Here is a 24,969-nt window from a genome sequence, read left to right as displayed (position 1 = left end):
ACCCTTTTCGTTAAGAGGCCGAGGCCTCGCCATTTGCCTTACGCCGTACTAGCCAGGATAACCACGACGGGGTAGCGGCGATGGTCATTTCGGCCAGCAGTAAGACAATCACCAGGCAGATCAGCCATTGCCACCACGAGTGGCCTGATAAGTGTAGCCCCGCGTTCGTAAGCGACGCGGTCGACGCTTGCCAGCGAAATTGACCGGGCAGGCCCAGGGCTTCAAATGCTTGTTGATCGAGGCGAACCAATTCCGATTCCCAAGCTACCGGTTTCGCACTGATGGGAATGCGATAGCGTGAGGAAGTCTCGCTTGAAGGGGATAGCGGATCTGCCATCGCTCGATCGGACAGCCAGTAGAGGCCAGCCGTGTTGAGGTTATCGAGCAAGACGCCCCGAGTGGTGTCATTAAGAAAGCGAGGGGGAACCGAGCTCACCACACCGCTACCAGGTGACTCTACTTGCACGTTGGCATCGCCTGCTCCGGCAGGGAGCGGCAGCAGGGCCGTTTCGCCGACAGTGAAGTTGATTCGTTGAAACGTAGAGGCAAGTTGATTGCGGAGAACGCGATCGAAGATCAACACGGCATTGGTGCTGGGCAGGGTAGACCAATTGCTGCTGACTCCGGAACTGAAGAAAACAACTTTTCCTTGCCCCATTTTACGTTCGACGACGAAATCAATTCCATTATCAAACTGGGCAATCGTCGTTGCCACTGCCGAGGAAGTGGTGCTGGCGACATCGCTGGTGGGTAGCTGACTTACCGGTGGAGACCAACTAAGCCAACGTTCTTCGTCGCGAGGGGGCGATGCGGCGCTGGACGCTTCGGTTTGAGGGACAACTGTTTTGAAAAAGAGGGCATCGGTGTAAAGGTCGAGCAATTGATTTTCGTCTAAGTTGGCAATCTGGAAGTAGGCATGGTCAAGTAACCCAGGCGAGGCAATCCGAAAGGGACGCAGGTCTTCCGACAATTCGTCGAGGCTGTGCCCGATCGTCTCGTTACGCAAAGGGCGAGGCAAGATCCCCTGACCGTTACGCCAAGCAACGTCGTTCCAGGCCGCCGGATTGAAAGTGTCGCTCGCGGCGATTGCCAGTTGCCCCCCTTGGCGAACGTAAGAATGGAGCGTATCGACCAGGTTAGCCGAAGGTGCTTCGATTCCAGAAACGATCGTCAAACGCGCATCCCGCAGCGCGGCACGCAGCGTTTCGCCTTCAGCTTCGCGCTGGGAAAGGTGAATCGCGCGGATCAAGTGTTGTTCTGCACGGCTTGAATCCGACTTGGGACTGAGCAATTGACGCAGAGTCCAAGTATCGCCGACACGGCCTAAGTCTGGCGATTCTTCTGCTTCGCTCCACTGGTCGATGAAGACAACCGGCGTTGCCGCAATCAAAGGAACGACCAACGACCGCGAGTCGTCTGCCGTAAGGGCGTCGCCTGCTAGGCTAATGGAAATCGGAATGGACGTGTTACGAGTCGGATCGATGTCCATCGGATCGAACACGTAATCAAAGAAAAGCGTATGGGTAGAATCACCCGAGGGGAAGTCGACAAATTTCGTTTCGATTTCGTTGCCACGCACTTTCAACGTTACCGGTACGTTACTGCGAGGCGCCTTGCCATGGTAGCCGATCGTCGCGACGAACCGTGAAGTCAACCCAAGTTCGGCCAGGCCATCCGGTAAACCGAACTCCTCGATCCAGGCATTATCTGGCGGGGGACTCTCGTTGCCAACGACCAGCACCGGCATTGCTTCTTCCGGAGGATTGGTGCGGGCCAAACGTTGCCACTGGGCGGCTTGTTGATCGCCGAAAATCACAACATTCGGCGCATGCGAAGCGGTTGCTTCCGCCAAACTACGTGCTTGGTTCAACGCATGGGACAATTCGCCGGCCCCATGCGTGGCGGCGACTTTATCGATCGCATCGACGGCATCTAATCGAGACGAGAAAGGATCGGAAATTCGCTGAGACTGGCTGCCACATAGCGGTAGAATCGATATTCGGCTATTCGCCGGAAGGGTTTCGACAAACTGGCGAGCTTGCTGTTTTGCCTGGTCGAGGACCGAACCAGAGATCGATTCCAGCGTGCTGCTGAGACTGTTGTCGATGACGAGAATCGCATGCGGTGGTCGCGATGTGGCGGCGGATGCGGGGTTATCGGTGGGCGAAGCAAAGTAGGGGCGAGCTAAGGCTAGCCCAAACAACAGCAGCGCGGCCGCACGGAGGATCATCAGCAGCAAGTCGCGGATACGCAGTATGCGGCGATTCGTCTGCATGGCTTCCAGCAGAAAATCCATCGCCGCCCACTGGACCGTGCGATAGCGATTTCGATTCAACAAGTGAATCAACGCAGGGCCAAGCATCATCACGGCGCCGGCAATCGCAAATCCAGAGGCTACGAACGTGGGAAACATGGAAAGGCTGAGTTCTCCTAAGGGATTTCCCGTGGGTTACGGTACTTCATGCTGAAAGGACTCGATTCGTCCTTCCTGCAGGATCGGCAAATAACGATTGGGCATCGCCAGGATAAAGCAGCCAACCGCCGTGCCGTAGAGGTCGCCCGGTTTGCCACCGACGTGGGCGCCGGCATTCCAGTGGCCATCTTCGCGAAGGTTGCCAGGGCGGACGACTTGCGACTCGACGACGGCATCTCGTAAGATCGGATACGACCTTTCCCAGTCTTCGCCGCCAACTTGATAGAGGGCCTGGCCGACATAGTAGAGGGTGTAAGCATCGAACGGCAAGCGGCCGTTCTGGCGGTTTTCTTTTTCTTTCAGTTTGGCGATCTCGGCGTGAATGATGGCCATGTTCTTTTGGATTCGCCAGTCGTCGTATTGGCCAAACTCTTGTAGGCAAACCACCCCAGCAGCGGCCATGGCCAGCGAAGCCTTGCCGCCGTGCCTTGTGTAAGTGAACTGGCCAGGGTACTTCTGCTGCTCCACTTCCGAGGCATCTCGCGAAACACCTTCCGGGCTGTAATGCTCGCGCACACTGCTAATCGCCAGGTCGACCACTTCCGGAGCGACTTCGATCCCGGTATCCATGGCGCTTCGCAGCGCTTTGGCTTGCATCACAGCCAAGCTCAAGTCGTGCCCGTTTTCTCGGCGGACGGCGCGATAGTCCCAGCCGCCATCTTCGGCCTGGGTGAAGGCGATGAGTTTTAGAGCGCGATCGAGAACCCCATTAATACGCGTGTCGTGCGTCATGCCGTGGGCTTGGCCAAGGACGAACGTGGTGAGCCCATGGTTGTACATGTCGCGCTGTGGATCAGCAACGTTCAATAGCCCAGAGGGACGAGGGCTAGAGAGAATGCGATTGAGCGCGCGGTCGAGTGGTTGTCCGAATTTACCGCGTCCCGGGGCGTGCCCATCGGCCATGAAAGCCAACGCCCCCATACCGATCAGCCCTAAGTCGTCCGATTCCCAATCGCCGTTGGGGCCTTGGTTTTCTGCCAGCCAAGTGAGACCGCGCTGGAGGGCCGCTGTACTTTGCGGGGTGACCTCCCAGGGGCCTTCTGCCCTGGCCAGCGTTGCGAGCAAGCTTGAAAACGCCAGGCAAAGGACGGCTAGCTGGATTTTGGAAACGTGCATGATGTATGGGAAGTTTAGATTAGGGATAGCCGGTAAAGTCAGCCCTGGGCAAGGAAAAATAGCAGGGCAAACGGCGTCTCTTTCTAATCTATGCCCCGGTGCGAGGTAATCGTTACGCAAAAAGTGCCCCGTAAAGAAGTTTTAGGCAAAAGAATGCCGCGTAATGATTGGCTGGCAAATCTCCCTGACGTCACTGGGCCAGCAAAAGCTGGCGCTGGTCGCTGCTCTCGTCTTCGGAAAACCAAACGTACCACTGCCCAGCCCCGTAAAATGAGGGGCCTATGCCGGGAGTTTTATCGGCAGAGAGATCAAGCGTTTGAAGTTCGGTTGGTTCGCCACCTTGAAAAGGAATTCGTACGGCGACGATTTTTGCTCCTTCGTCTTTTTCCTGAGGGGGCTTGTTGACCAACGCAACAAGCCCATCGGCTGCTTGCAGCCACGAGAGTATCGCTGAGGGCTTGCTGATTTGTCGCTTCGTGCTTCCATCTTCCACGGCAACCAGTCGCCATGTTTGCCTGTCCTCGACAAGAAGGGTCTGATCGTCAACATGGGAAATACTTTCGACCGTCACCGCTGGCTGGGACCAGTGGAGGTGCCCGGTCGCGATATCCAAGCACTCGATCCGCATGCTTCCAGCATGAAAAGACATCGCCCGGTTACCGACAATAACGAGATCGCTTTGGTTCTGGTATGCCCAGCGATTGTCGATAGCCTGCGGGAACGTCAACTGCTTGCGAACCCATTGGAGATACCCAGAGATATCACACGAGGCCAGCACACCTCCTAGGTCGATTAAAAGTTGTTCCTGGTGCTGAACGATCTTGCCGATGCCGCGATCGAACCAAGTGTTGCGGATGCGAAACAAGTCGCTGCTGTCGAGGATCTCGCCGGTGGCCAGATCGACATGAGAAAGTCGAACCGAATGCGTGGCCTGGGCAAGTTCTTTAAGGGTGACAATCAAAACCCGACCTTGAACGGTAATGGGATCGGTGGCCAGAACCAGCTGGCCTTCCAAGTTGTTCGTCCATTGAACTTGGCCTGTGTTGCGATCGAACGCGTAAAGTGCGAATCCTTTTTCGTGGAGCATGCGGCAGAGGACGAGGTCGCCTACGACCAGCGGGTTCGCCTGGGTGCAGGGGAAATCGTGCGCTTTACCATGCTGTCGATTGAGTGCGGTTTGCTGCCACTTCATCTTGCCTTCGGCAAGATCGAGCTTGATCAGTTGGAAACGATTGCTGACGAACGCTTCGTCGTTCAGAACAGTGGTACCGATGTTGCGTTGTCGCCAATCGATGTTTTCTTCCCGGATTGCGGTCGGTCGCTTTTCTGGATCGAAGCCCCAGTTGCCTTGCCAGCGGATATCGGTTGGTTGGAACGAATTCCCGGGCCAAGCTGGGGCGTGGACGACGAGAGAATCTTCCGATGCGACAGGATCACTCGCGGGGATCGACTCTCGCAAAACATTGGTTTCGTCAACAAGGGTTTGCGCGGTGAGCTCGGTCGAACCGAGCGACAGCTGGCCGGTCGGAATCTCGCTTCCGTCAGGCGGAGTATGGCCAAGCATCAAGATGCGGGCATCGATTTCCGTTCGCAATTCTGCATTGGCAGACCGCGCCGCTTTGAGGTAGTGCTGAAGCGAGGTGGCAAAGTCTCCTGCTGCCGTGGCTTGGTCGCCTAGCCACAGGTGAGCTTGGGCGGCAGCAAGGGTATCGAAGAATTGGAGCGTGACCAGTTCGATCACTTTCCGGTCGCCACGTTGTATCGCGGAATTGAGACGTAACTGAGCGAGATCGGAATGCTCGGACTGCATCTGTTTGCGGAGATCTTGGTGGCTTTGTACGGCCATTTGAATTGCGGCCGGGACCGAGAAAAAATGGTCTGGGTCGCTGGCCGAAGGGGCGAGACCTTGCACGGCCGATTCGGGGATTTGGGTAATCAGGCGGCACGCATCTGCGATCGCTCCGCTATCGAGCGCTGCGTTCAAGTCGGCACTGATGTTGTAGGCTTCTTTGCTGAGGTCTTCCACCAAGAGGGATGTCAAACGACCTTCGGTTAAATATTCTTGCGAGTCGACCAAGCGGCCAGCATGACGAATCGCAATACCGCCAGCCCAGTTTAGAATCGGAAAGTCACGTTTGGCTCGATTGCGATCGTGGTGATAATAACGCTGAATGGTCTCGCAGCTGAAAAGGATATCGGCCCAGCGCTGTTGTTCGATTGCCGCGAGAAGCTCGGCGTTGACTTGCTCGCGCGAAAGATACTCTTGAGGATCACGATTAATCGTTGGCTGATTAAACAGCTCGCGCCGAAACTCCGCGTTCTCTTGCCGGTCGGAGGTGTACAACTGCTGGGCGTAAATCTCGCCGAGACGGTCACGTGCCCAGGTCAGAAATCGTTTTTGGTTGTACTCTAGCGGCCAGGTTTTGGTGAGAGCTAATAGCTCGGTGATGATCGCTTTTTGCTGAGCAGGTTCCTTCTCGCGGAGTGCTGCTACGCATAGTTCGATGCTTCCCTTGAGCGAGTATTCCAGGGCCGTATAACGGCGAAGCGACGTCGCCAAATCGGGCTCGAGTTGGCTGCCGTCGGGCAAGGTGTACGTAGAAGCTTTTCGGTGCGAGCTTTCCAGTTGTTGCCACGGTATTTGATCGACTTGGCGCCAGTGGCTTTCAGGGAAAAGCCTGGTCAGCGTGGGAAGTTCGCGAACGACAATCTTGTTGATCGTCAGCTGGCGTTGGCCTTCCACCCGAGCGGCTGCGATGCCGAGGTAATCGTAAGGTTGCTTGGCATTGTTGGCTTCGCTGTCGAGCAGAGCCCAGTGGATACCATCGCGACTGAGCCAACCTCGGACCTGGCCACCCCCTTGGAATAGCCGTACCCAAACATGCTCTCCCACTTCGGTTGAAGGAGAATCCCACACGTTTCGGTCGGTTTGCATGCCTCCATCAAAAACATACGAGAAGCGGGCATAGAGGCTCTCGGTGTGGCTGTTTTTGCCGAAAACAATTCCGTCGCGAGGTGGTGGGATCTCGCGAGGTTGGTTTGCTTGCTGGGGTTCGTCTGCGCGTGTGAGGAAAATAGCGAATGAGCGATCGACGTGTGAGAGTTGCAGGTCGACCATCCGAATACCATAGCCGGGCAACGGGGTGCAGATCCAACTGTTGTTGTCAGGGGAATCAACGGCAAACGTGAGGCTCCCATCGTCGTTCTTTTCCAAGGCAGCGTTCTGAGCCAACTTGGTTTCCCAGGGCAACTCGGCGGGTTTTTCGTAGGTTGCCTGAATGGGATACTCGGGCGATTGAGGCGGAGGGAACTTGGTGATAGGCCAGAGATTCATTTGGCGAATAATGGACTCGCCGGAGACAACGATCTGGTCCGGATTGCCTGGCAGCGGGGCACGAATGACCTCGGCGTCGCCACGGTAGATGACTAACTCGCTGGTTGCCTCGTCGAAGTAGATGGCGACCGGCTGATAGTTCCGGGCATTGCTGCGATGGTCGCGATAGCCGTCGTTGGTCAGCAACGAGAGTTCCTGCGGCTGGATGCCATCTTCCCCGCGCCGCATGGCATAGGCATACCACGGGTTGTAGTCGTGCGGATACTTCACAACCGTGACCCCTTCGTCACCGCAGTAAAAATGGAACCGCAACTTTTCCAAATCGGAAGCCACAAAACGGAGGGCCGTACCAGCAGGCAAGGGGCCCTTCAAACGGAACCACCCTTTCAAGCGAACCTGAGGATTGTCCCCTTCGCGAAACTCTTCGATCTGATGGGGCAGGTCTGCCGACGCAGGGGCAAACCACTGGTCGAATTGGCTGCGCGGGAGCGAGTCGTAACGATCTGAACCAGGCAAAGCGGTTAGATGAGCGAACGTGATGGGAGCGATTTCGGTAACCGGCAAGGTAGCGGGCACTGATGGAACCTTCGCATCCTCTGCCGTGTCGGGACTGGCTTCAGCCACTGGCTCGACGGTAATGCCTTCTGCGTCATGGTTGGGCTGGGGAAGGGGGGCAGGCGTTGGCTTAGGTTGCGTAGTCTCGGGATGAACGTTGTCGGGCGAAGCGGGTTGTTCCACGGCAACGGAACTGCTGGGACTGACGCTACCAGAATAGTTCGCCAGACTTGCGATGGTGACGCCCAGCAGGGCCAAAACCATCAGCCCTAAACCAAGCGACCAGCGCGAACGTGTGGAGATACGTTGTTTGCGTTTGAGGAGTTTTTGAACAAACTGATCGGTGGTGTCTTCGGAGGCACCGAGGGCATCGGCCAGGTGATGGTCCATCCGTAAGCGGTCGGCCAGGGCAGCTTGCAGCTCTGGCGATTCCGCAAGACGTTGACGCAGAAGTTGGATTTGTTGAAGCGTGAAATCTTCGATCGGGCTTTCGTGAATCAGCTCGATCAACTGCTGGTCATTCATCCGGAGAGATCCGCGACTTTCGGGTGACGCACTCTTTGAGGGCCTGACGAGCGCGGAAGACGAGCAATTTCACTGCCCCTTCACTACGTCGCATTTTCTCTGCGATTTGGGCCATCTTCAATCGGGCGTAGTAGTGCATCTTGAGCGCGTCGTGGGCTGATTGGCCTAAGGTGTTGATACACGCATTGAGCCAATCATGCACCTCACGGTAGTTCGAGTGGTCCTCCGCCGAAAGAGTATCGAGTTCCAGGCACAACTCGGTCCACTCGACTTCTTTGCGACGACGGTTGCGGCGAATGTGCTCGCGCAGCACATTACGGGCTACACCCAACAACCAAGGCCGAACGGGGACATCTCCGCGAAAGCGAACTTTTCCAGCCAAGCAACGGAGAAAGACCTCTTGGCAAAGGTCGTCGGCATCCGTCGGGTCGGCCAGGCGAGATCGCAGATAGCCAAAGACGAAGCCTTGTTGCCGCTGCACAAATGCCCCCAAGGCTTCGCGATCGTTTGATTGCAAAGCGTGAATCAACAGGGCATCCTCTTCCGCAGCATGCTGCCGCTGATAGTGGACAAAGCCGGAACTCGACCGCGAGGCCCTCTCGTGAGCGTCCGTCGCCGTTTTTGTCGCGGAAGGGGATAATGCCATGGCAGATTCCAGAGGGAAAGCTTAGGAGGAATGATCGAAGCGACCGATTCCCCTTCAATCATATAAGAAAGGTAACAATTGTCGCAAATAATTCGTTTGATTCTCAACCACGAGAGGGGGCAAGCTCATAAAAAAAGCGGAGTTCACATCACTGTGACTCCGCTTTCAATTATTTTTTTAAGGATCTAAGTCGAGTTAGACGCTTAGACCAAGTCTGCCCAACCTTCGCGGTACTTCGGCTTGATGATTTCCGCGACTTCTGGAGCGTTCTTAGCGACCAGGTTCTTGGCATCCCATTCGATCTTTTTGCCCTTACCCGATTCACCGGTTGTCCAGACAGACAAGTTACCCAACAAAATCGTTTCCGACAGTGGGCCAGCGTAGTTCGGGAAGTTGGACATCGGTTCAGGACCACCCTTGATGCCTTCAACCCATTCCTTGAAGTGACCAGGGGAACGTGGAATGGTTTCCGCTGGACCTTCGTAACCGGCGAACTTGTCTTCCGGTAGAAGCTCGAAGCGTGCGCCGTAATCGTTTGGCGAGTAGATCTTACCGGCATCGCCAATCAGCAGACTACCGCTGGTCGACAACTTGCCGCTGTCGCCCAAAGGCAAATCCTTGGTCAGTTCCGGTGGTGGCAACTTGCCGCCGTCGTACCAATAGACCTTGCAAGGTGCACGTCCATCGAGTTCTGGGAAATCGAAGGTAATCTCCGACCACTTCGGATAGGTTTGGCCGTTGTGACCGGACGATTCAGCGACAACGGAATCTGGGTCACGGAGGTTTAATGCCATGAAGGCCATGTTGAACGTATGGCAAGCCATGTCGCCCAAAGCACCGGTACCGAAGTCCCACCAACCACGCCACTTGAATGGGTGATAAGCGTCGGCGTATTCACGGTAAGGAGCTGGGCCGATGAACATTTCCCAGTCGACGTTTTCAGGAACCGGTTGCGGTTCTGGCTTGGCAACACCTTGTGGCCAAATCGGGCGGTTGGTCCAAACGTGAACTTCGCTCACATTGCCGATGGCCCCAGCTTGGATGATTTCCGCAGCGCGACGAACACCACGTTCAGCCGTTCCTTGGTTGCCCATCTGGGTAACGACTTTGTTTTCTTTGGCGATTTCGCCCAAGCGTCGTGCTTCCCAAATGCTGTGGGTCAGCGGTTTCTGGGTGAAGCAGTGCTTGCCCATCTTCATGGCCATGGCCGAAGCTGGAGCGTGCGAGTGGTCTGGCGTACTGACCGTAACGGCGTCGATCTTGTCACCCATTTCGGTGAGCATCTCGCGGTAGTCAGTATATTGCTTGGCGTCTGGGTAGAAGTTGCCCGACTTTTCCAAGCGTTCTTTGTCGATATCGCAGATAGCGACCATGTTGCCGGAACGACCAGCATCTGCCGAGTCGCTTGATCCCTTACCACCAACACCGATGCTGGCGAAGTTGATCTTCTCGTTCGGAGAATTGCTCTCTTGGGCCTGCACACCGGCAGTCGCCCAGAAGCCGGCACCGGCCGCAGCCGTGAGCTTCATGAAGTTACGACGATTCTGGGGAGAACTCATTAACTAAAACTCCTCGTAAAATACGACTTCGCTGCTTCTGGTGGTTGTCAGCTCAATAAAGAAATTCAAGCGGGAAGACCGTAGGAAGCAGTAGTGATCCAAAATAGGAAGGGGTGAGAAGGGGCCCAAGGATGATGTCGAAGGAGGTCGACAGAGCCGATAGACGTTTAGGGTATCGGAATTCACAAGCGCCGCCTAAGTTGTCAACTTAGCGGTTATGGAGGCCTTATGCAATCAATCCCGTCACAAAATTACACATTATCCCACTATTTCCCAATGCAAAATCGGGAGAAAATCACGTCCAAAAGGTCGTCTGTGTAAACGGCGCCGACCACTTCAGCCAGCTGCGAGATTGCGAAACGGATCTCAGAAGCAACAAGTTCTTCCGAAAGTTCGAGCGAAAAACCATGCTGACAGGTGGTAAGTGATTCGATGGTCGCCTCGATCGCCCCGAGGCAGCGAACGGCTGTTTCTGGCACCATTTGGGTGGTAGAGAGTTGAAGCGATTCAATTCGCTGTAAGATCGTTTTTTCCAGTAAATCAAGGCCTGTTTGCTTTGTGCCGCTGGTAGCCAGCTGGCAGAACGTTGCCGTTGGGTCTGGCTGCGCGTCCGACTTCGTGGCCACCACCAAGAGACGATCTGCTGGTAAGCGCTGTTGAAGCAGGCAAATCTCTTCGCTTAAGCCACTGGTGGCATCAACGCATAGCAAGCAAAGGTCCGATTCCTCTGTGGCAAATCGGGTTTGCTCGATCATTAATTTGGCCAAAAGATCGTCCTGCGACGCGGTTTCATGACCGGCGGTGTCGATTAATTCCAGATCGACGCCCTGCCAAGTGACTTTTCGAGAGATGAAATCTCGCGTTGTACCGGCGGTAGACGAAGTGATCGCATCGTCAGAGCGAGTCAAGGCGTTGAAAAGAGTGCTCTTACCGGCATTAGGAAGTCCCACTAGGGCGATCTTGGGCAGAGCTTGACCATAGGTTCGCGAGTTGATCTGCTCTCGCAATTCGATCAGCGAAGTGAGAATGCCGTTGATGCGTCCGCACAATTCTTCTTGGCTGATGAACTCGATATCTTCTTCCACGAAGTCGAGTCCAGCTTCGAGTAGGGCCAGCAGTTCGACGAGTTCTGTCCGTGCGTTTTGCAGTGGTCCAGAGAGGCCGCCAGCGAGTTGCCGCAGGGCCGATTGAAAACGTCCTTCACCGGTGGCGTCGATGATCCCAAGGACGGCTTCTGCTTGGGTAAGATCGAGCCGCCCAGCCAAGAAGGCACGCATAGTGAACTCGCCTGGTTGGGCCAAGTGAGCGCCTTGCGTACGCAAGCGAGCGACCAACCCATCGGCGATGGGACGGCTGCCGGGCAAGTGGATTTCGACTTGAGGTTGCCGCGTGTAGCTGCGCTCGGTGGGCCAAATCCAAAAGTCCGCAGTCAGCGTTCGTCCTTCTGGTAATGCGATTGAACGCTGGGTGACCTCGGCCCGCGCTGTGGGAGGGGCCATGTTGCCGGTTGTGATCGACAAGGCAATCGCAACCGCATCGCGACCACTCAGGCGGACGATACAACGTCCGCCGGTGCCTGGGGCAGAGGAAATCGCGGCGATCGTGCGATCGAGATCCAAGGACATAACGTGGCTGCTCCTTGGCCGTTAACCGCTATTTCTTGCGTTTCGCTTGACGAACACGCGGCTGTTTAATCGATTCCGGCTTGGCTTCGATAACTACCGGCACGTTCTTCGGCTTGGGGAGCATCTTGCGTTCGATGATGCCCCAAATGCTGGAAGTGATGAAGTAAATACAGAGGCCTGCGGGAACCTTGAAGAAGATAACCCCCATGAAAATCATCATGAAAGTCATGACCTTCTGCTGCATGGCCTGCTGTTCGTCTTGTGGTGGCGGCATGAACATTTTCTGCTGCACCAGGAACAAGACCACCGTGACGAGCGGCAAGATATTCAAATAGGGGCCAAGACTAAACATGCTGCCAGGCAGGGTGATGAATTCTGGCATGATATTTCCCCAGTACCACAACTGGTCTGGGGCGGCCAAGTTCGAGCACCACGAGATCCCCGGAATTAACGGGGCCTGCCGCAGTTCGAAGTCGACGGCTAAGCCACGATAAAGTCCGAGGAAGATGGGCAATTGGATGAACATCATCAAGCAGCCACCCACCGGGTTGAACTTATGCTTCTTGAAGAGTTCCTGCTGTGCTTTCAAACGTCCTTCAGGATCGTCTTTGTATTGATCACTGATGCGTTTGATTTCGGGAGCCAAGGCTTGTTGAATCTGCATGTTCTTGGCTTGCTTACGGCTAATCGGGTGCATGGCACCACGAACCATCAACGTCAGCACGATGATGGCCAAGCCATAATTCCCCAGCACCGCGTAAAGCGTATGCAGAATCCATAGAAGTGGCTTCGAGACGAAACCGAACCAGCCGTAGTACTCGACATCTTCTAGGCCGTAGTGAGCCAGAACGTCTTCTTTCTTCGGGCCGGCAAAGATGTTGAACTTCTGCGTAACCGTCTGCCCAGCGGCCATCGGATAGGCGCGGCTTTCCAAGGTGAACGTGCAGTCGGTACGAGGCTTGTAGAGGGGATCGATCGGGCCAATCGGGCCGCAAGTTCCCTTAGCCAAGTCGATGGTAGGGGTGCTTTCTTTGTAATTCAGAATCATCGAGCAGTTGAAATACTGAGCGTCAACGCCTGAGTATTTCGTTTTAATGTCTTGCCCCAACGCATAAAGTGGGGTTTGCGGGTCGGAACCTTTCTTGGCGGCTTCCTCCTCTTGCTCGACCATCTCGTAGACGGTGAACATTTTAAACTGGCTGCCGTTCTCCGATTCCCAGGTCACGTCACGAATACCGGCGGAACCCCAGCCTCGATTGATTTTGTGGGCGTACCACCAACCTTCAAGTGGTAAACCGGTGGGGCCAAGCTGGCGATAGGCCACGCTTAGCGAGTCGTCTGATTCGTTATGAAGTTCTAAGTCGAAGTGAATCTCGTACCCTTCGGTGGCTTTGGTCTCGTCGGTGATTTTGTCCAGGCGGTACTTCTTCACAATCCGTAGTTTGCGATTGTCGCCCAGTTGTTCTAAGTCGCTGGGAAAGAGAGTTAGCTCGAAATGAACTTCATTGTCGGAGACTTGGGTTGTTTTCCAGTTGCTATCGATCAGTGAAGGCAAACCTTTGATTTCCGCCATCCCGTTGCGGGCCGACAGGGAACCAACCTTTGCCAAAGTCGTGAGAAAGGCAGACGGATGGTGAACAATTTTCGGCGGTCCACCGTTGGGAATCGGCAGCTTTGTTTGTTCCGGCTTGATCACTTCCACCGGGAATTTACGCAGTTTGATCGTGAACGTGATCTGCTGAGGAGCGGCCCCTTCACCAGAAGGCGTGCGAGTAACCTCGACCTCGATTTCCTCGCCAGGGCGAGTTTTCCGCATGGCGGTTTGTAGTTCTTCAACGGTGGTAACGAGCTCACCATTTACCGAGGTGATGATGTCACCGGGCTTTAAGCCACCTTCGATTTCAGAAGACTTTGCGACTGCTTCGGCGGCCGGCGTACCGGGGCCAACCACGTTGGTACGCACCCCTTTGCCGTCGGTCTCGTCGAAGGCCAGGTTGCCGAGATAGCCCCCATCTTCGTCATGTTCGTAGCTCAGATAAAAAGGATTGCTCAATTCAACCCGGTGGACCGAGGCCCCCTTGGAATCGAGTGTGACCAACATCCGATAGCCGCCTTTGGGATCGGCAGACCCTAGTGAGGCAAACTGACGGTTGTATTTCACCTTGTCCTTTTCAACCGGCTTATCAGCCGGAGGATTGGCTTCGTCGGGTTGATTTTCATCACCCTTATCTGGGGCCGGTTCGTCCTGATCGACCTCAGCAATATCGGGATTTTCAGGGGCAGGCTTTTCTGGCTGCTGATTCTGGTTGTTCAGCATGTTGAACATCAGCAGCAGCGAAGCGGCTAGAAAAATAAACGTAATGTGGCGCCGTTCCACGAGTGAAAATCCTTGGGATGAAATCGAAACTCTGCAATGAAAACTGGCTGCGAAGTATTTCAGGGGCAGCTCAGAAATGATATCGCCATTTCCAAAGTGGCTCCCGCTTCGCGATATTCGCCAAGTGTAATCGGGAGATGCCAAGATGGCAGGGGAAAGGGCGTCACCTAGTCAGCCCTATTCTCGCCTCTCGGGCGGTTCTTGGAAACGCCACAAGCCTTCTTCGGAGAGAGATCGGCCATATTTGGCCAAAATCAGGGAACTTATGCCGATTTCGGCAAAAGATTAGTGCCCCTCAAAGAGACGATCTCCCTGAGAATCGTCTAAATCATCAATATCCCGAATCTTATCAGCAACTTTTTCGATGGGATATTCGACACGGCGGAACTCTACCGACTTCCCGTCGACAATTACGTAGCAACTACGAGGGTCCCCGTCGCGTGGCTGCCCGACGCTGCCAACGTTGATCATCACTTTCTCGCCGTTGAACTGGTACGTGCTGTTCTCGAAGTCTTTTGGGCTGATGAATTGAGCTGATTCGTAAAACACGCCAGGAACGTGCGTATGCCCTTGAAGGCAAACATTCGGTATCAGCGAAAAGATCTTTTCCAGCTTCTTTGGATTGTAAATATCTTCGGGAAAAACGTATTCGCACAGCGGATTGCGGGCCGAGCCGTGGACGAACAGAAAATTATCTTCCGTATGGGTCCTAGGCAAGCCGCAGAGGAAATGCCAGCGACTAAGCGTTTCTTCTTCGCTTTCGCCGGTTTCCAGTTGGCGGCGCGTCCAGAAGATGGCTTGTTCGGCCCCGTGGCTGAAACCTTCCGGATCGAACAAGGCAGCTTGATCGTGGTTGCCCAGAATGCATAGATCGAATTGGCGAACGATATCGACGCATTCCCGGGGATTGGGGCCGTAACCGACGACATCGCCCAGGCAGTAGATCCGGTCGACACCTTGGGTACGTATATCCGCTAGAACTGCCTCTAGGGCGTCTAAATTACCGTGGATATCGCTGACAACTGCCGTTTTCATCGCGGTCTCGCTTGAGGATAGCTAGATGGCTGGCAGCGTTGCCCCCAACGGGCTGCCGTCAGTTGATTTTCACCGGCTTATCGTCCTTCGAGGATACGATCGCCCAGCATGTTATCCAACTGAGGAATTTTGTAAATCTTGGCGGCTGGCACTTTCGGATCGTATTCGACCCGGCGGAACACAACCGATTCGTCGGTTAAAATCACGTAGCATGCGCGGGGATCGCCATCGCGCGGCTGACCGACGCTGCCCACGTTGAACAGTGCCTTTTCGTCGCCGAAGCGATATTCATGGTCGCATTCGTCGGGCCCAAAGAATTCTAGATTGGGCGTAAAGACCCCGGGGATGTGCGTGTGGCCTTGGAAGCTGAATTTTTCGACTCGGTCGAACAAATTCTCCATCTTCCGTTGGTTGTAGATGTCTTCGGGGAAGACATATTCATTCGTTGGATCGCGAGGCGAGCCATGCACGAATAGGCGGTTGGGCTCGACGTGGGTCCGGGGAAGCTCGCCCAGGAAGTCCCAGCGTTCGTTGACCGCTCCTGCGCCCCCGGATGAGTTATCAATTTGATCACGCGTCCACAAAATGGCGCGAAAGGCGACCGGATTGAAGCCTTCAGGGTCGAAAAGCGCGGCCTGATCATGGTTACCCAAGAGGCACATAGCGCACTTTCGGCGAACAATGTCCAGACATTCCACTGGATTGGGGCCATAGCCGATGACGTCTCCCAAGCAGTAAATCTCGCTGATTCCCTGCTGGCGGATGTCGTCCAAGACCGCGTTTAAGGCTTCCAAGTTTCCGTGGATGTCGCTGATTAGGGCACGTTTCACGCCCGACTACCTTTCCGTTGTCAAGAACTGGGGTCACAGCCGCAGCCGTCTTACGAGCGCTGGAGACCCGTGACGCGGCAGTTCGATATTAATGGAAGCCGTCGCAACCTGATATAGCTACTAAATTTAGGTGCCAGGGAGCCTGCGGTCAAGATTAGCAAAGGACATTGCTTGAAACCACGCCGCTTGGGCACGCCGAAGGCTAGCCAACTCGCCCAAACGTAGGTCATACGGTAAGATCGGCCAAATCATCGTCTCGTCGCCGGACTCCGCTAGGGGAATCGAGCGGCAGATTCGTGCTCCCTGAACCTTCTCAGGAACGTACTTTCGTGAAGACACTTGCCATCGATACATCGACTCGCCAAGCCTCGTTGGCCTTGTTTCAAGGGGACGAATTGCTGGCCACCGAATGGTTGGACACATCGCTGCCGACCACTCAGGTAATCACGCCAACGCTGAAACGTTTGGTCGATGAACTAGGATGGAAGCCTGTCGACCTGCAGTTGGTGGTGGTAGCCCAGGGGCCTGGCTCGTTCACCGGACTACGAATTGGGGTGATGACCGCCAAGACAATTGCCTACGTCGCCGGAGCAACCACCATCGGGGTGAACACGCTGCAAGCGATTGCCACTCGCTGTAACGAGCCCGTTTCGTCCTTGCATGCGATTATGGACGCCCAGCGAAATCAGTTCTTCCATTCCCATTTCGTGCGCAACGAATACGGAAAATACGCTCCCTCTGAAGATACACGGATCGTCGATCAGCAGGCATTTTTGGCAAGTTTGACCGCAGGCGAATCAATCACTGGGCCAGGGCTGCACAAAAAGCACTCGCTGGTGCCGGAAGGGGTGCGGGTTGTCGACGAGAATTACTGGGCTTCAACTGCCGAAGCCGTAGGCCGGGTCGGGATATCCGATTTCGTGGCCGGCAAGTCGGACGACTTCTGGACCCTCAGTCCCAAATACTACCGGAAAATCGCCGCCGAGGAAAAACTCGAAGCGGACGCTTCTAACTCAAGCTAATTCGCCCGCTTTAGCGAACTTTTTGAAATGCTTCCTGGGCGGCATCAATTGTCTTAGCGATGTCGTCATCGGTGTGGGCAATCGAAACGAACAAGGCTTCGTACTGGCTGCAGGGGAAGTAGACGCCCCGTTCGATTAGTTCCCAGAAGAACTTGCCGTAACGCTTGGTATCGCATTGAGCCGCCGCGTCCCAATTCCGCACAGGGCCGTCATGGAAGAAGGGAGTCAGCATGCTGCCAACTCGAGCGGTTGTCAGCGTGATGTTAGCGTCTTGCGCCGCTTTGAGGAGCCCCTCTTCGAGCGTTTGGGTTTTCTGGTCGAGCTCTGGGTAAGGATTTAGCTCCTTCAAGGTTTGCAGCGTGGCGATTCCTGCTGCGGTGGCCAGGGGGTTACCGCTGAGCGTTCCGGCTTGGAAGACTTCGCCTGCCGGAAGAATATGCCCCATGATATCGGCTCGGCCGCCGTAGGCCCCGATCGGCAGACCGCCACCAACGATCTTGCCCATCGTTGTTAGGTCAGGTGTCACATTGTACAGCTGTTGCGCTCCGCCGGCGGCCACGCGGAAGCCGGTCATGACTTCGTCCATGATCATCAACGCGCCGTTGTTGGTGCAAATTTCGCGCATTGCTTGCAGGTAACCGGGCAAGGGAGGGACACAGCCCATGTTGCCGACCACAGGTTCAAAGATCACCCCGGCAATCAGGTCTTTGTTGCGCTCGAACGCTTCTTGTAAGGCATCGGCGTTGTTGTAAGGAAGCACGATGGTATCTTGCGCGGTTCCCGCCGTAACGCCGGGGGAATTAGGGACGCCCAGCGTGGCTGCAGCGCTGCCGGCGGCGACCAGCAAGCTATCGACATGCCCATGGTAGTTGCCGGCGAACTTGATGATCTTGTCGCGACCAGTAAACCCTCGGGCCAGGCGAATCGCGCTCATGGTAGCTTCGGTTCCACTGTTGACCAGGCGCACCTGTTCGACCGACGGCATGATCTCGATGATCAACTCAGCCAACTTGTTTTCTCGTTCGGTCGGCGCCCCAAAGCTCGTTCCTTGATCGACGGCCGCATGCAGGGCCTCTTTAACCTTCGGGTGCAAATGCCCCAAGATCATCGGCCCCCACGAACCAATGTAATCGATGTATTGGTTGCCATCGACATCGTACAAGTAGGCACCTTCGCCTCGCTCGAACACGATTGGTTCGCCACCTACGCCCCCAAAAGCTCGGGCCGGACTGTTCACGCCCCCAGGCATGAGGTGTTTCGCGCGGGCAAAAATAGCGTGGCTTTTACTGCGTGACATAGAAGGAATTCCTAGGGGGCCGAAGTCATGGCTGGTGTTGTCTCCTTTGTTATAGCGAAGAGCGGGAACTTTCTCTAACCGGGGGTGGCCGGAAGTCGGAAATTGATTCCCGCAGGCCCCTGCATTCAATGAGCTAGGGAGGTCAGCGTATGGAATCGAAACGGGGCGAGACGTTCAGCAGGCATTCCGCGCGGCTTCTGTTGGTTGCCTCTGTTCGCTTGGCCGCGTAGGACTTCGTTATACAACGAACTTGGGCTAGTTGAATCGGGCCGATCGCAGGGCCAAAATGAGGAGCGAATGGAATCTCTCCTGCAAAAATGGTTGCTCTTGCCCCTCCTCAGCCTCTCTCCGCGACACGACTATGAATAGGAATCGCTCCATGGTTTTGATTTACCTGCTCGCAATCGCTTGTTGGACAATCTTAGATTCGCAGGTCAGGGCTGCGGATGCTGTGCCAGAAGAAATTCCCTTTCAGCAAATTGATTGTCCAGGGACCTACCGTGGGCATTTGCAAGGTGTGTGCTGTAATCGCCAGGGTGATGTCTACTGGTCGTTTACGGATCGCCTGGTGAAGACCGACACGGAGGGGGAAATCTTGGCGGCGGTCGACGCACCAAGTCACCAAGGAGATTTGTGTTACCATGATGGCAAGCTCTATGTGGCGGTTAATCTTGGGCAGTTTAACAAGCCCGCTGGCGAGGCGGATTCGTGGGTATTTGTTTACGATGCGGAAACGCTCGCAGAGATCGCCAAACATCAAGTTCCGGAAGTGGTTCATGGGGCAGGCGGGATCGACTTTCACGGCGGGCATTTCTTTGTCGTTGGTGGCTTACCGCCGGGGACAGATGAAAACTACGCTTACCAATACGACACCGATTTTAAATTCGTCCAGCGGCACGTGATTGCCAGTGGCTACACCCTGATGGGAATCCAAACGGCAGCGTTCCACGATGGACATTGGTGGTTTGGTTGTTATGGCAAGCCAGCCGAACTTCTGCGGACATCGTCAGATTTCAAGGATGTCAAGCGTTGGCCTTACGATGCGGCTTTGGGAATTGTGGGGGTTGGGCCAGGCAAATTTTTGATTGGGCGGGGAACACATAGCAAAGAGGGGCATACGGGACGGCTGGTACCGGCAATTGTCGACGAGGCATCTGGCTTGAAAGACATCCGTTAAGCCGTTTCCAGCCGCTGGATCACCATTCGACCTTTTGAGAGATCAGAAATTTGCAAGTTACTGCAACCGTCGGATTTGACGATCCTCACGAGGCGATGGACATAGCCAACAGCATCGTTGCTCAGGTCGATACGTTAATTCCAGGCAAGCCTCCGTTCGGCGTTCGTCCCTTGACACTGGTGCTAGACGATCCCCGAAAATGGGGGCCGCTGGTCTACTGGGACGAGCAAGCTCATCATGCCAGTTCGTATCAAATTTTTCTAAGGTCAGTTGGATCTCGCTGGACGAAGTTTTTGGTCCAAAGATGTAACAAGCTTTATCGTTATTGCCGGCTTGATCCCTATCGGCCAATCTACAGTTGGAGAGCGTTGGCATTTGAATTGGGACACGAATTGGCCCACATCAAAATGGGACCGGCTCGCTCTAATTTGGTACTTGAGGTGATGGCAACGGCCGTTTCTTTGGAAACGCTCAGTCATTTGCAGAAAGCCTGGCACGATTATCCCCCCACTTCTTGGCCGGGATGGCCACGTTATGCCGCTTGCTTAAGCGAATATCGGCAAGAGATCGTCCGGTCAGGCAGTAGGGAGCTTCCCCCCTCTATCCGCCAGGGGTTTTGGGATCAACCGCTGGAAGAACAGGAAATTATGCTCGGGCAAACCCGAGACGAAGTCGCCGGCATCCCCTTGTGGGGTGGGAAAAGCAGAAACTGGCAGATGGCCGCCGCCGAGTTGCTTCTGCGGCGGGCCCTGACACGCAAGGAACGTTGGCGCGACTTGTGCGGTTTGGCCATGCGGACTCAGCCGCTGGCCCTCAATGAACCTGGCTACCGCGACGACCTTCCGTTGCTAGAAGATGCGTTGCCGTGGTGGTTGCCAGAGTGGCTAAGGTAACGCCCAAGAAGCGATAGGGAGAGGGAAGTTCGGCTGCTTGTGTGGCGACTTGCCAGGCCTTCTTTGAGGAGGTGTTCTGCCGAGGGGGTTGATCGCGGGTTTCCGCTGTTTCCCCGGCTTCAAAAAAGGAATCGTGCTAGGCTTCGCTACGTCTTATCTTTTCACATGCGAGCATTCCACTTCTTCGATTAATACAAAAGTGAATCTTGGGAATGAGCCTAAGCAACAGCCTGTTACTGGTCCCGCCGCATCGTCCTGTGGCAATACCTTCCGATGGGTATCTTACGCGTTTCCACCATTCGAAAAACAATGCGAATTGTGAATGGGACTTGCAAGATCTCGATAGTTCTCGTGATGTTACTTTGCTTGACGATCGCCAAGCTTTTTTTGATGCGATTGATCTGGCCCGCGCCGAGCTTGCCGAAGGGAATGAGTTCACGCTGTACTGTATCAATCTCGACCGCTTTAAATGGGTCAACGATACCCTGGGGCATCAAATCGGCGACAAGGTTTTGCAAGAAGTCGCTCAGCGAATCCTGCATGCCGTTTCGCCTGGCGATATTGTGGGCAGGCTGGGAGGAGACGAATTTGCATTGCTGCGGAAATCAGAAGAACAGTGCGTGTCCCCTCGTGCGACGGCCAAGCGGATTATCGAAGCCATCTCGAGTCCGCTTGAGATCGATGGCCATTCGATTCATGTGGGGGCATGCATCGGAATCTCTTTGGCGCCGATCGATGGTGAGGATGCCCAGGACTTAATGCGACATGCTGATTTGGCCTTGTTTCAAGCGAAAGCCGAAGGCCGCAATGTGATTCGCTTTTTTGAACCGGAGATGCGAACACGGGTAGACGCTCAGCGGGAACTGGCCGAAGAGCTTGACCAGGCAATCGAGCGAAAAGAATTCTACTTGTGTTACCAACCGGTGCTCGATATCGAGGCGAATAGCGTGACATCGCTGGAAGCTCTCGTGCGCTGGGAACATCCGCGATTGGGCATGGTTTCGCCAGACGACTTCATTCCGCTCGCCGAGCAAACGGGGCAAATCGTCGAGTTGGGAGCTTGGGTGCTAGAACAAGCTTGCCGCGATGCCACAGCGCCGGGGCGTAGTTATCGTGTTGCCGTGAATGTTTCGCCGGTGCAGCTACGCAACCGCAAATTTGTGTCGACGGTTTTTTGCGTGCTGGAAGAAACTGGCCTACCGCCAGAGCGTTTGGAATTAGAGATTACTGAGTCCGCGCTCATTGAAGACGCCCAGTTGGCGCTCGCGATTTTGCGTGAACTACGCGATTGTGGCGTTCGGATTGCGCTAGATGACTTTGGTACCGGATATTCTTCGATCACTTATTTGCGTAAGTTTCCCTTCGATAAGATCAAGATCGACCGCTCGTTGGTGACCGGTGCCCACGAGAATTTTGAATCGATTGCCCTGGTTCGGATGATCGCTGCGTTGGGAAATGCCCTAGAGGTTTCCACCACGGCAGAAGGAGTCGAGTCGGCTTGCGAGCTCGACCTCGTTCGCGAGGCAGGCTGCAGCCATATACAAGGATATTATCTGAGTAAGCCCGTCCCGTTAGCGAATTTGGTCTCACTTTTTAACGTGTAATTGGGAAGAAGTTATGCTGAAGCAAGTTTTATATTCCAGCGTTGCCAATCCGGATGTTACCCAGCGTGATGTCTACGAGATTATTCGCGCCTCCCACAATTACAACAGCAAATCGGGGATCACTGGGGGCTTGGTTTATCTGGATGGCTATTTCTTCCAATTGCTTGAAGGGCTTCCGCGTGAAGTGGATGCGAGCATGCAGCGCATTCAGCGGGATTGGCGGCATCACGACATCGTCATCCGCCGCGAACAACGGGTCGTCTCGCCCGTCTTCGCGGATGATTGGATGGCACTTCGCTGTGAAATGCATATTCCGTCCAAAGTGTTTCAAGAGCATCGCTACGAGCCTGGCATGCCGGCGGACCAGTTTTCAGCAGATGACCTCTTCGCTTTTCTGGTCGCTTGCTTTGAAAACGAGCTCCACCCGCAAATGGTGTGATCTTGCCCAGGCAGAGCTTAGCCACCGTGCGCGAAGCCAGGGTAAAGGCACATCCCGCCGTCGACCAATAGGCTTGCTCCGGTAATGTAATCTGCTTGATCAGAAGCTAACCAAGCGGCAGCTCGACCGATATCTTCGGGCTCGCCGATCCGATTGTAGGGAACCAGTTTCATGAGCGAATTGTAAGCCTCTTGCGTGTTCCAGGCCTGCGAGTTGATCGGTGTTCGAATTGCCCCAGGGCAAATGCTATTCACGCGAATACGAAACGGAGCGACTTCCTGGGCGATGGTGCGCATCATCTGCATGATGCCTCCTTTCGAGGCGGCATAGTTCACGTGGCCTGCCCAAGGAATGATCTCGTGCACGGAACTCATGCAGATGATCTTACCGGCAGCGCACGAAACTTTCTCGACCACCCCGCGGCGTTTAAATTCTCGGACTGCTTCTCGAGCACAGAGAAATTGCCCGGTTAGATTCACGGAGATAACCTTTTCCCACTGCTTGAGCGTCATCTCGTCGAGTGGGGCATCTTGTTGCAGACCGGCGTTGGCGACCAAAATATCGACGGTGCCAAACTTATCGATGGCCTGTCGGAACATGCTTTGCACTTGGTCTTCCTGCGAGACATCTGCCCCCACGACCAAGGCTTGTGATCCGGCTGAAGTGATCGTTTGCGCGACGTTGTTCGCTTCTTCTTCGTTGCTGTGATAGTTGACCACAACGTCTGCACCAGCCTCGCCCAAGGCAATGGCCACCGCTTTACCGATCCCTGAGCTTCCCCCGGTGACAATCGCTTTCTGGCCGGTGAGAATCTTGAGGGGTTGGCATTTGGGAAGAGGAATGCTTACGTCGGTCATGGCTATCCTTTGCGAGCTTGAAAGTGGTCGGTTGAATTACCTGCTCACCTCATCGTGCAAAGGACGTGCCAGACTCTATGGTTTTCTCCGTAGTTCATTCTTTTTCAAGGATTGCCGCGACATTACCGAGTGATTTTGGCGGAGAGATCTGGTTGCTGGTAAGTTCTGCTTCCGAAGCAAGCTTCCCTTGGTCGATGTCGATCCAGGTAACATGCCAACGCGATGCTTGTTTGTCGGGCGATTGCCATGCAACTTGGCGGGGACGATCGCTTTGCGGGAAGAATAAAACGACCGTGTCACCGTTGGCCGTGGCTGCCGCGTAACATTCGTTCGGCTCGCGGGAGGCCAACAGCGGCATCGCTGGCTGCAGCTTCCAAGCCGGAACTTTATCGGTCACAAGTCGGGCGGCCTGAATGCAGGCAACCGCTTTGTCGTTAATCCCCAGCCCAGATTCAGGCCGATGGAAACGAATCGCTGCTCCGCCGCCGAGTAGATGACGCCAGAAACGCTCGATCGCATCTTGATCGGAGTGGCCAAATTTATTGCCATCGGCTCCATACGTCTTGGTGGTATTGATCGGGCGAGGTGATTGGCTGAGAACTTGGCGTACGTATTGAAAGTTGTCCCAGTGTTTCTGGCCACTGTTATGATTGTTTTGGCTGACGTCAACAAAGCTATATAACTCAGGATGATCGAACGTTTGGCGATGACGTTTCGCTTTCAAATCCCAATCGTCCCACATCTCGGTCGTGGGAACCGATTTTCCGGCAGCAGAGGCTCGCTTTTGAATGCGTGCCGCCCAGAAAGCTCCCCACTCCGGTTCGGCGGCGGTTTCGTTATCGATGCAGTACAGAACGTGATCGTACTTCAGCGAGTGATCTAAGAGCTTATTGACGAATGCTTCTTGGACTTTCAACAGCGGTTTTATGTTCCGCTGCTCAGGCGTAGAAAAGAAGAACGGCTGGTCGTTTTTGCCTGGGTGATTTGGATAGCGCCGAGCCAAGGTGGTTTCTTCCGCCGTGTAATTGACGTTGTTGCGGGGGTTGTACGGATGGTTCTCCCATCGTTTCGGATCGTTGCTGCGGTTGTCGGTGTAGTCGAAACGGTCCCAGATTTCGATCTGAACGAAAATCTTCCGCTTGGCGGTCTCTTGAAGAAAGGTCTCGAAGCGGTTCCAGTATTCCGGATTCCACTTCGAAAGATCGTATTTGCCATTTTTTAGCTGAGCAAATGGATAGACTTCCCAGCCGCCATCCTTGCGGTCGCTCATTGTGTTGCGAACAAAATTTCCGCCAGCCGCTTGGATGCGATCGAGTTGAGGCAAGAGCTTTTCGTGCGGCCACTGAAACAAGTTGTCGTCATCGCTCCCACCCAACAGCAAAACAGGCTGACCAGCCGAAGCCCAGTACCAAGGATCTTCGGCCCACGGTTCAATGGCTTGGGCTGCATGATGGGCGGCAAAACCACCGACCCAAAGAATTGCCAACAGGGAAGGCAAAAAGAAATTACCAGCCAGGAGATTGCGCATCGGAATAGCTCGGCAACGGAGAGAAGGGAAGCGTGAAGAGGCAAGGCTGGAAATTCTCTCACGTTTGTTCAACGCAC

General features: G+C 54.8%; 17 protein-coding genes. 5 read left to right on the top strand and 12 right to left on the bottom strand.

Features of this window, described 5'->3' with window-relative positions; translation table 11 throughout:
- Nucleotides 1-10 precede the first annotated feature (10 nt).
- The 9 genes from DTL42_RS03470 to DTL42_RS03430 form a co-directional block, all read right to left on the bottom strand.
- Nucleotides 11-2,413 (bottom strand): BatA domain-containing protein, encoded by a 2,403-nt coding sequence (locus DTL42_RS03470; protein WP_114367287.1) that lies wholly within the window; start codon nucleotides 2,411-2,413, stop codon nucleotides 11-13.
- A 36-nt stretch (nucleotides 2,414-2,449) separates the two neighbouring features.
- On the bottom strand, nucleotides 2,450-3,589 hold the full coding sequence (locus tag DTL42_RS03465; RefSeq protein ID WP_114367286.1) for a squalene--hopene cyclase: 1,140 nt from the start codon (nucleotides 3,587-3,589) through the stop codon (nucleotides 2,450-2,452).
- Between the two features lie 190 nt (nucleotides 3,590-3,779).
- Nucleotides 3,780-8,003: a PQQ-binding-like beta-propeller repeat protein gene (locus DTL42_RS03460; protein WP_114367285.1), complete on the bottom strand. Its 4,224-nt coding sequence runs from the start codon at nucleotides 8,001-8,003 to the stop codon at nucleotides 3,780-3,782.
- On the bottom strand, nucleotides 7,996-8,649 hold the full coding sequence (locus tag DTL42_RS03455; RefSeq protein WP_114367284.1) for an RNA polymerase sigma factor: 654 nt from the start codon (nucleotides 8,647-8,649) through the stop codon (nucleotides 7,996-7,998). Before DTL42_RS03455 ends, DTL42_RS03460 begins: the two co-directional genes overlap by 8 nt.
- 203 nt (nucleotides 8,650-8,852) lie before the next feature.
- Nucleotides 8,853-10,208, bottom strand: coding sequence for a Gfo/Idh/MocA family protein (locus DTL42_RS03450; protein WP_114367283.1), 1,356 nt, complete (start codon nucleotides 10,206-10,208; stop codon nucleotides 8,853-8,855).
- 266 nt (nucleotides 10,209-10,474) lie between these two features.
- On the bottom strand, nucleotides 10,475-11,833 hold the full coding sequence (locus tag DTL42_RS03445) for a tRNA modification GTPase (RefSeq protein ID WP_114367282.1): 1,359 nt from the start codon (nucleotides 11,831-11,833) through the stop codon (nucleotides 10,475-10,477).
- A 28-nt stretch (nucleotides 11,834-11,861) separates the two neighbouring features.
- Complete coding sequence (locus DTL42_RS03440; protein ID WP_114367281.1) at nucleotides 11,862-14,210, bottom strand: YidC/Oxa1 family insertase periplasmic-domain containing protein; 2,349 nt, start codon at nucleotides 14,208-14,210, stop codon at nucleotides 11,862-11,864.
- A 285-nt stretch (nucleotides 14,211-14,495) separates the two neighbouring features.
- Nucleotides 14,496-15,245: a metallophosphoesterase family protein gene (locus tag DTL42_RS03435; protein WP_114367280.1), complete on the bottom strand. Its 750-nt coding sequence runs from the start codon at nucleotides 15,243-15,245 to the stop codon at nucleotides 14,496-14,498.
- 77 nt (nucleotides 15,246-15,322) lie between these two features.
- Nucleotides 15,323-16,075 (bottom strand): metallophosphoesterase family protein, encoded by a 753-nt coding sequence (locus DTL42_RS03430; RefSeq protein ID WP_114367279.1) that lies wholly within the window; start codon nucleotides 16,073-16,075, stop codon nucleotides 15,323-15,325.
- 329 nt (nucleotides 16,076-16,404) lie between these two features.
- On the opposite strand from DTL42_RS03430, the gene tsaB reads away from it, so the two are divergent.
- Nucleotides 16,405-17,097, top strand: a complete 693-nt coding sequence (gene tsaB / locus DTL42_RS03425; RefSeq protein WP_158545214.1) for a tRNA (adenosine(37)-N6)-threonylcarbamoyltransferase complex dimerization subunit type 1 TsaB — start codon at nucleotides 16,405-16,407, stop codon at nucleotides 17,095-17,097.
- 10 nt (nucleotides 17,098-17,107) lie between these two features.
- Here tsaB and hemL read toward each other — a convergent pair whose 3' ends face one another.
- Complete coding sequence (hemL, locus tag DTL42_RS03420; RefSeq protein WP_114367277.1) at nucleotides 17,108-18,394, bottom strand: glutamate-1-semialdehyde 2,1-aminomutase; 1,287 nt, start codon at nucleotides 18,392-18,394, stop codon at nucleotides 17,108-17,110.
- Between the two features lie 379 nt (nucleotides 18,395-18,773).
- Here hemL and DTL42_RS03415 point away from each other — a divergent pair, with 379 nt between their 5' ends.
- The 4 genes from DTL42_RS03415 to DTL42_RS03400 all read left to right on the top strand — a co-directional run bounded on the left by DTL42_RS03415 (nucleotide 18,774) and on the right by DTL42_RS03400 (nucleotide 22,507).
- Nucleotides 18,774-19,571 carry a hypothetical protein gene (locus DTL42_RS03415; RefSeq protein WP_234824056.1) on the top strand — a complete coding sequence of 266 codons (798 nt, stop codon included), beginning with the start codon at nucleotides 18,774-18,776 and terminating at the stop codon, nucleotides 19,569-19,571.
- Nucleotides 19,572-19,621: 50 nt separating this feature from the next.
- Entirely contained in the window at nucleotides 19,622-20,464 is an 843-nt protein-coding gene (locus tag DTL42_RS03410; protein WP_147274145.1) for a hypothetical protein, read from the top strand.
- Nucleotides 20,465-20,676: 212 nt separating this feature from the next.
- Entirely contained in the window at nucleotides 20,677-22,068 is a 1,392-nt protein-coding gene (locus tag DTL42_RS03405) for a putative bifunctional diguanylate cyclase/phosphodiesterase (protein WP_114367275.1), read from the top strand.
- Between the two features lie 13 nt (nucleotides 22,069-22,081).
- A complete protein-coding gene (locus DTL42_RS03400) occupies nucleotides 22,082-22,507 on the top strand; it encodes a BLUF domain-containing protein (RefSeq protein WP_114367274.1) in 426 nt (141 codons plus the stop codon).
- Between the two features lie 17 nt (nucleotides 22,508-22,524).
- On the opposite strand, the gene DTL42_RS03395 is transcribed toward DTL42_RS03400, so the two are convergent.
- Nucleotides 22,525-23,364: an SDR family oxidoreductase gene (locus DTL42_RS03395; protein WP_114367273.1), complete on the bottom strand. Its 840-nt coding sequence runs from the start codon at nucleotides 23,362-23,364 to the stop codon at nucleotides 22,525-22,527.
- Nucleotides 23,365-23,458: 94 nt separating this feature from the next.
- A complete protein-coding gene (locus tag DTL42_RS03390; protein ID WP_114367272.1) occupies nucleotides 23,459-24,892 on the bottom strand; it encodes a hypothetical protein in 1,434 nt (477 codons plus the stop codon).
- Nucleotides 24,893-24,969 lie beyond the last annotated feature (77 nt).

It is taken from the genome of Bremerella cremea (genome assembly GCF_003335505.1).
Taxonomy (GTDB): Bacteria; Planctomycetota; Planctomycetia; order Pirellulales; family Pirellulaceae; genus Bremerella; species Bremerella cremea_A.
Note: the sequence above shows the minus strand (reverse complement) of the source record. Positions and strands in the feature narration are given on the sequence as shown.

Coding starts and splice junctions, on each gene's coding strand:
- DTL42_RS03390 (WP_114367272.1), bottom strand. CDS start 24,892: ATGCGCAATCTCCTGGCTGGTAATTTCTTTTTGCCTTCCCTGTTGGCA.
- hemL (WP_114367277.1), bottom strand. CDS start 18,394: ATGTCACGCAGTAAAAGCCACGCTATTTTTGCCCGCGCGAAACACCTC.
- DTL42_RS03400 (WP_114367274.1), top strand. CDS start 22,082: ATGCTGAAGCAAGTTTTATATTCCAGCGTTGCCAATCCGGATGTTACC.
- DTL42_RS03405 (WP_114367275.1), top strand. CDS start 20,677: ATGAGCCTAAGCAACAGCCTGTTACTGGTCCCGCCGCATCGTCCTGTG.
- DTL42_RS03415 (WP_234824056.1), top strand. CDS start 18,774: ATGGTTTTGATTTACCTGCTCGCAATCGCTTGTTGGACAATCTTAGAT.
- DTL42_RS03470 (WP_114367287.1), bottom strand. CDS start 2,413: ATGTTTCCCACGTTCGTAGCCTCTGGATTTGCGATTGCCGGCGCCGTG.
- DTL42_RS03455 (WP_114367284.1), bottom strand. CDS start 8,649: ATGGCATTATCCCCTTCCGCGACAAAAACGGCGACGGACGCTCACGAG.
- DTL42_RS03435 (WP_114367280.1), bottom strand. CDS start 15,245: ATGAAAACGGCAGTTGTCAGCGATATCCACGGTAATTTAGACGCCCTA.
- DTL42_RS03445 (WP_114367282.1), bottom strand. CDS start 11,833: ATGTCCTTGGATCTCGATCGCACGATCGCCGCGATTTCCTCTGCCCCA.
- DTL42_RS03395 (WP_114367273.1), bottom strand. CDS start 23,364: ATGACCGACGTAAGCATTCCTCTTCCCAAATGCCAACCCCTCAAGATT.
- DTL42_RS03465 (WP_114367286.1), bottom strand. CDS start 3,589: ATGCACGTTTCCAAAATCCAGCTAGCCGTCCTTTGCCTGGCGTTTTCA.
- DTL42_RS03450 (WP_114367283.1), bottom strand. CDS start 10,208: ATGAGTTCTCCCCAGAATCGTCGTAACTTCATGAAGCTCACGGCTGCG.
- DTL42_RS03460 (WP_114367285.1), bottom strand. CDS start 8,003: ATGAATGACCAGCAGTTGATCGAGCTGATTCACGAAAGCCCGATCGAA.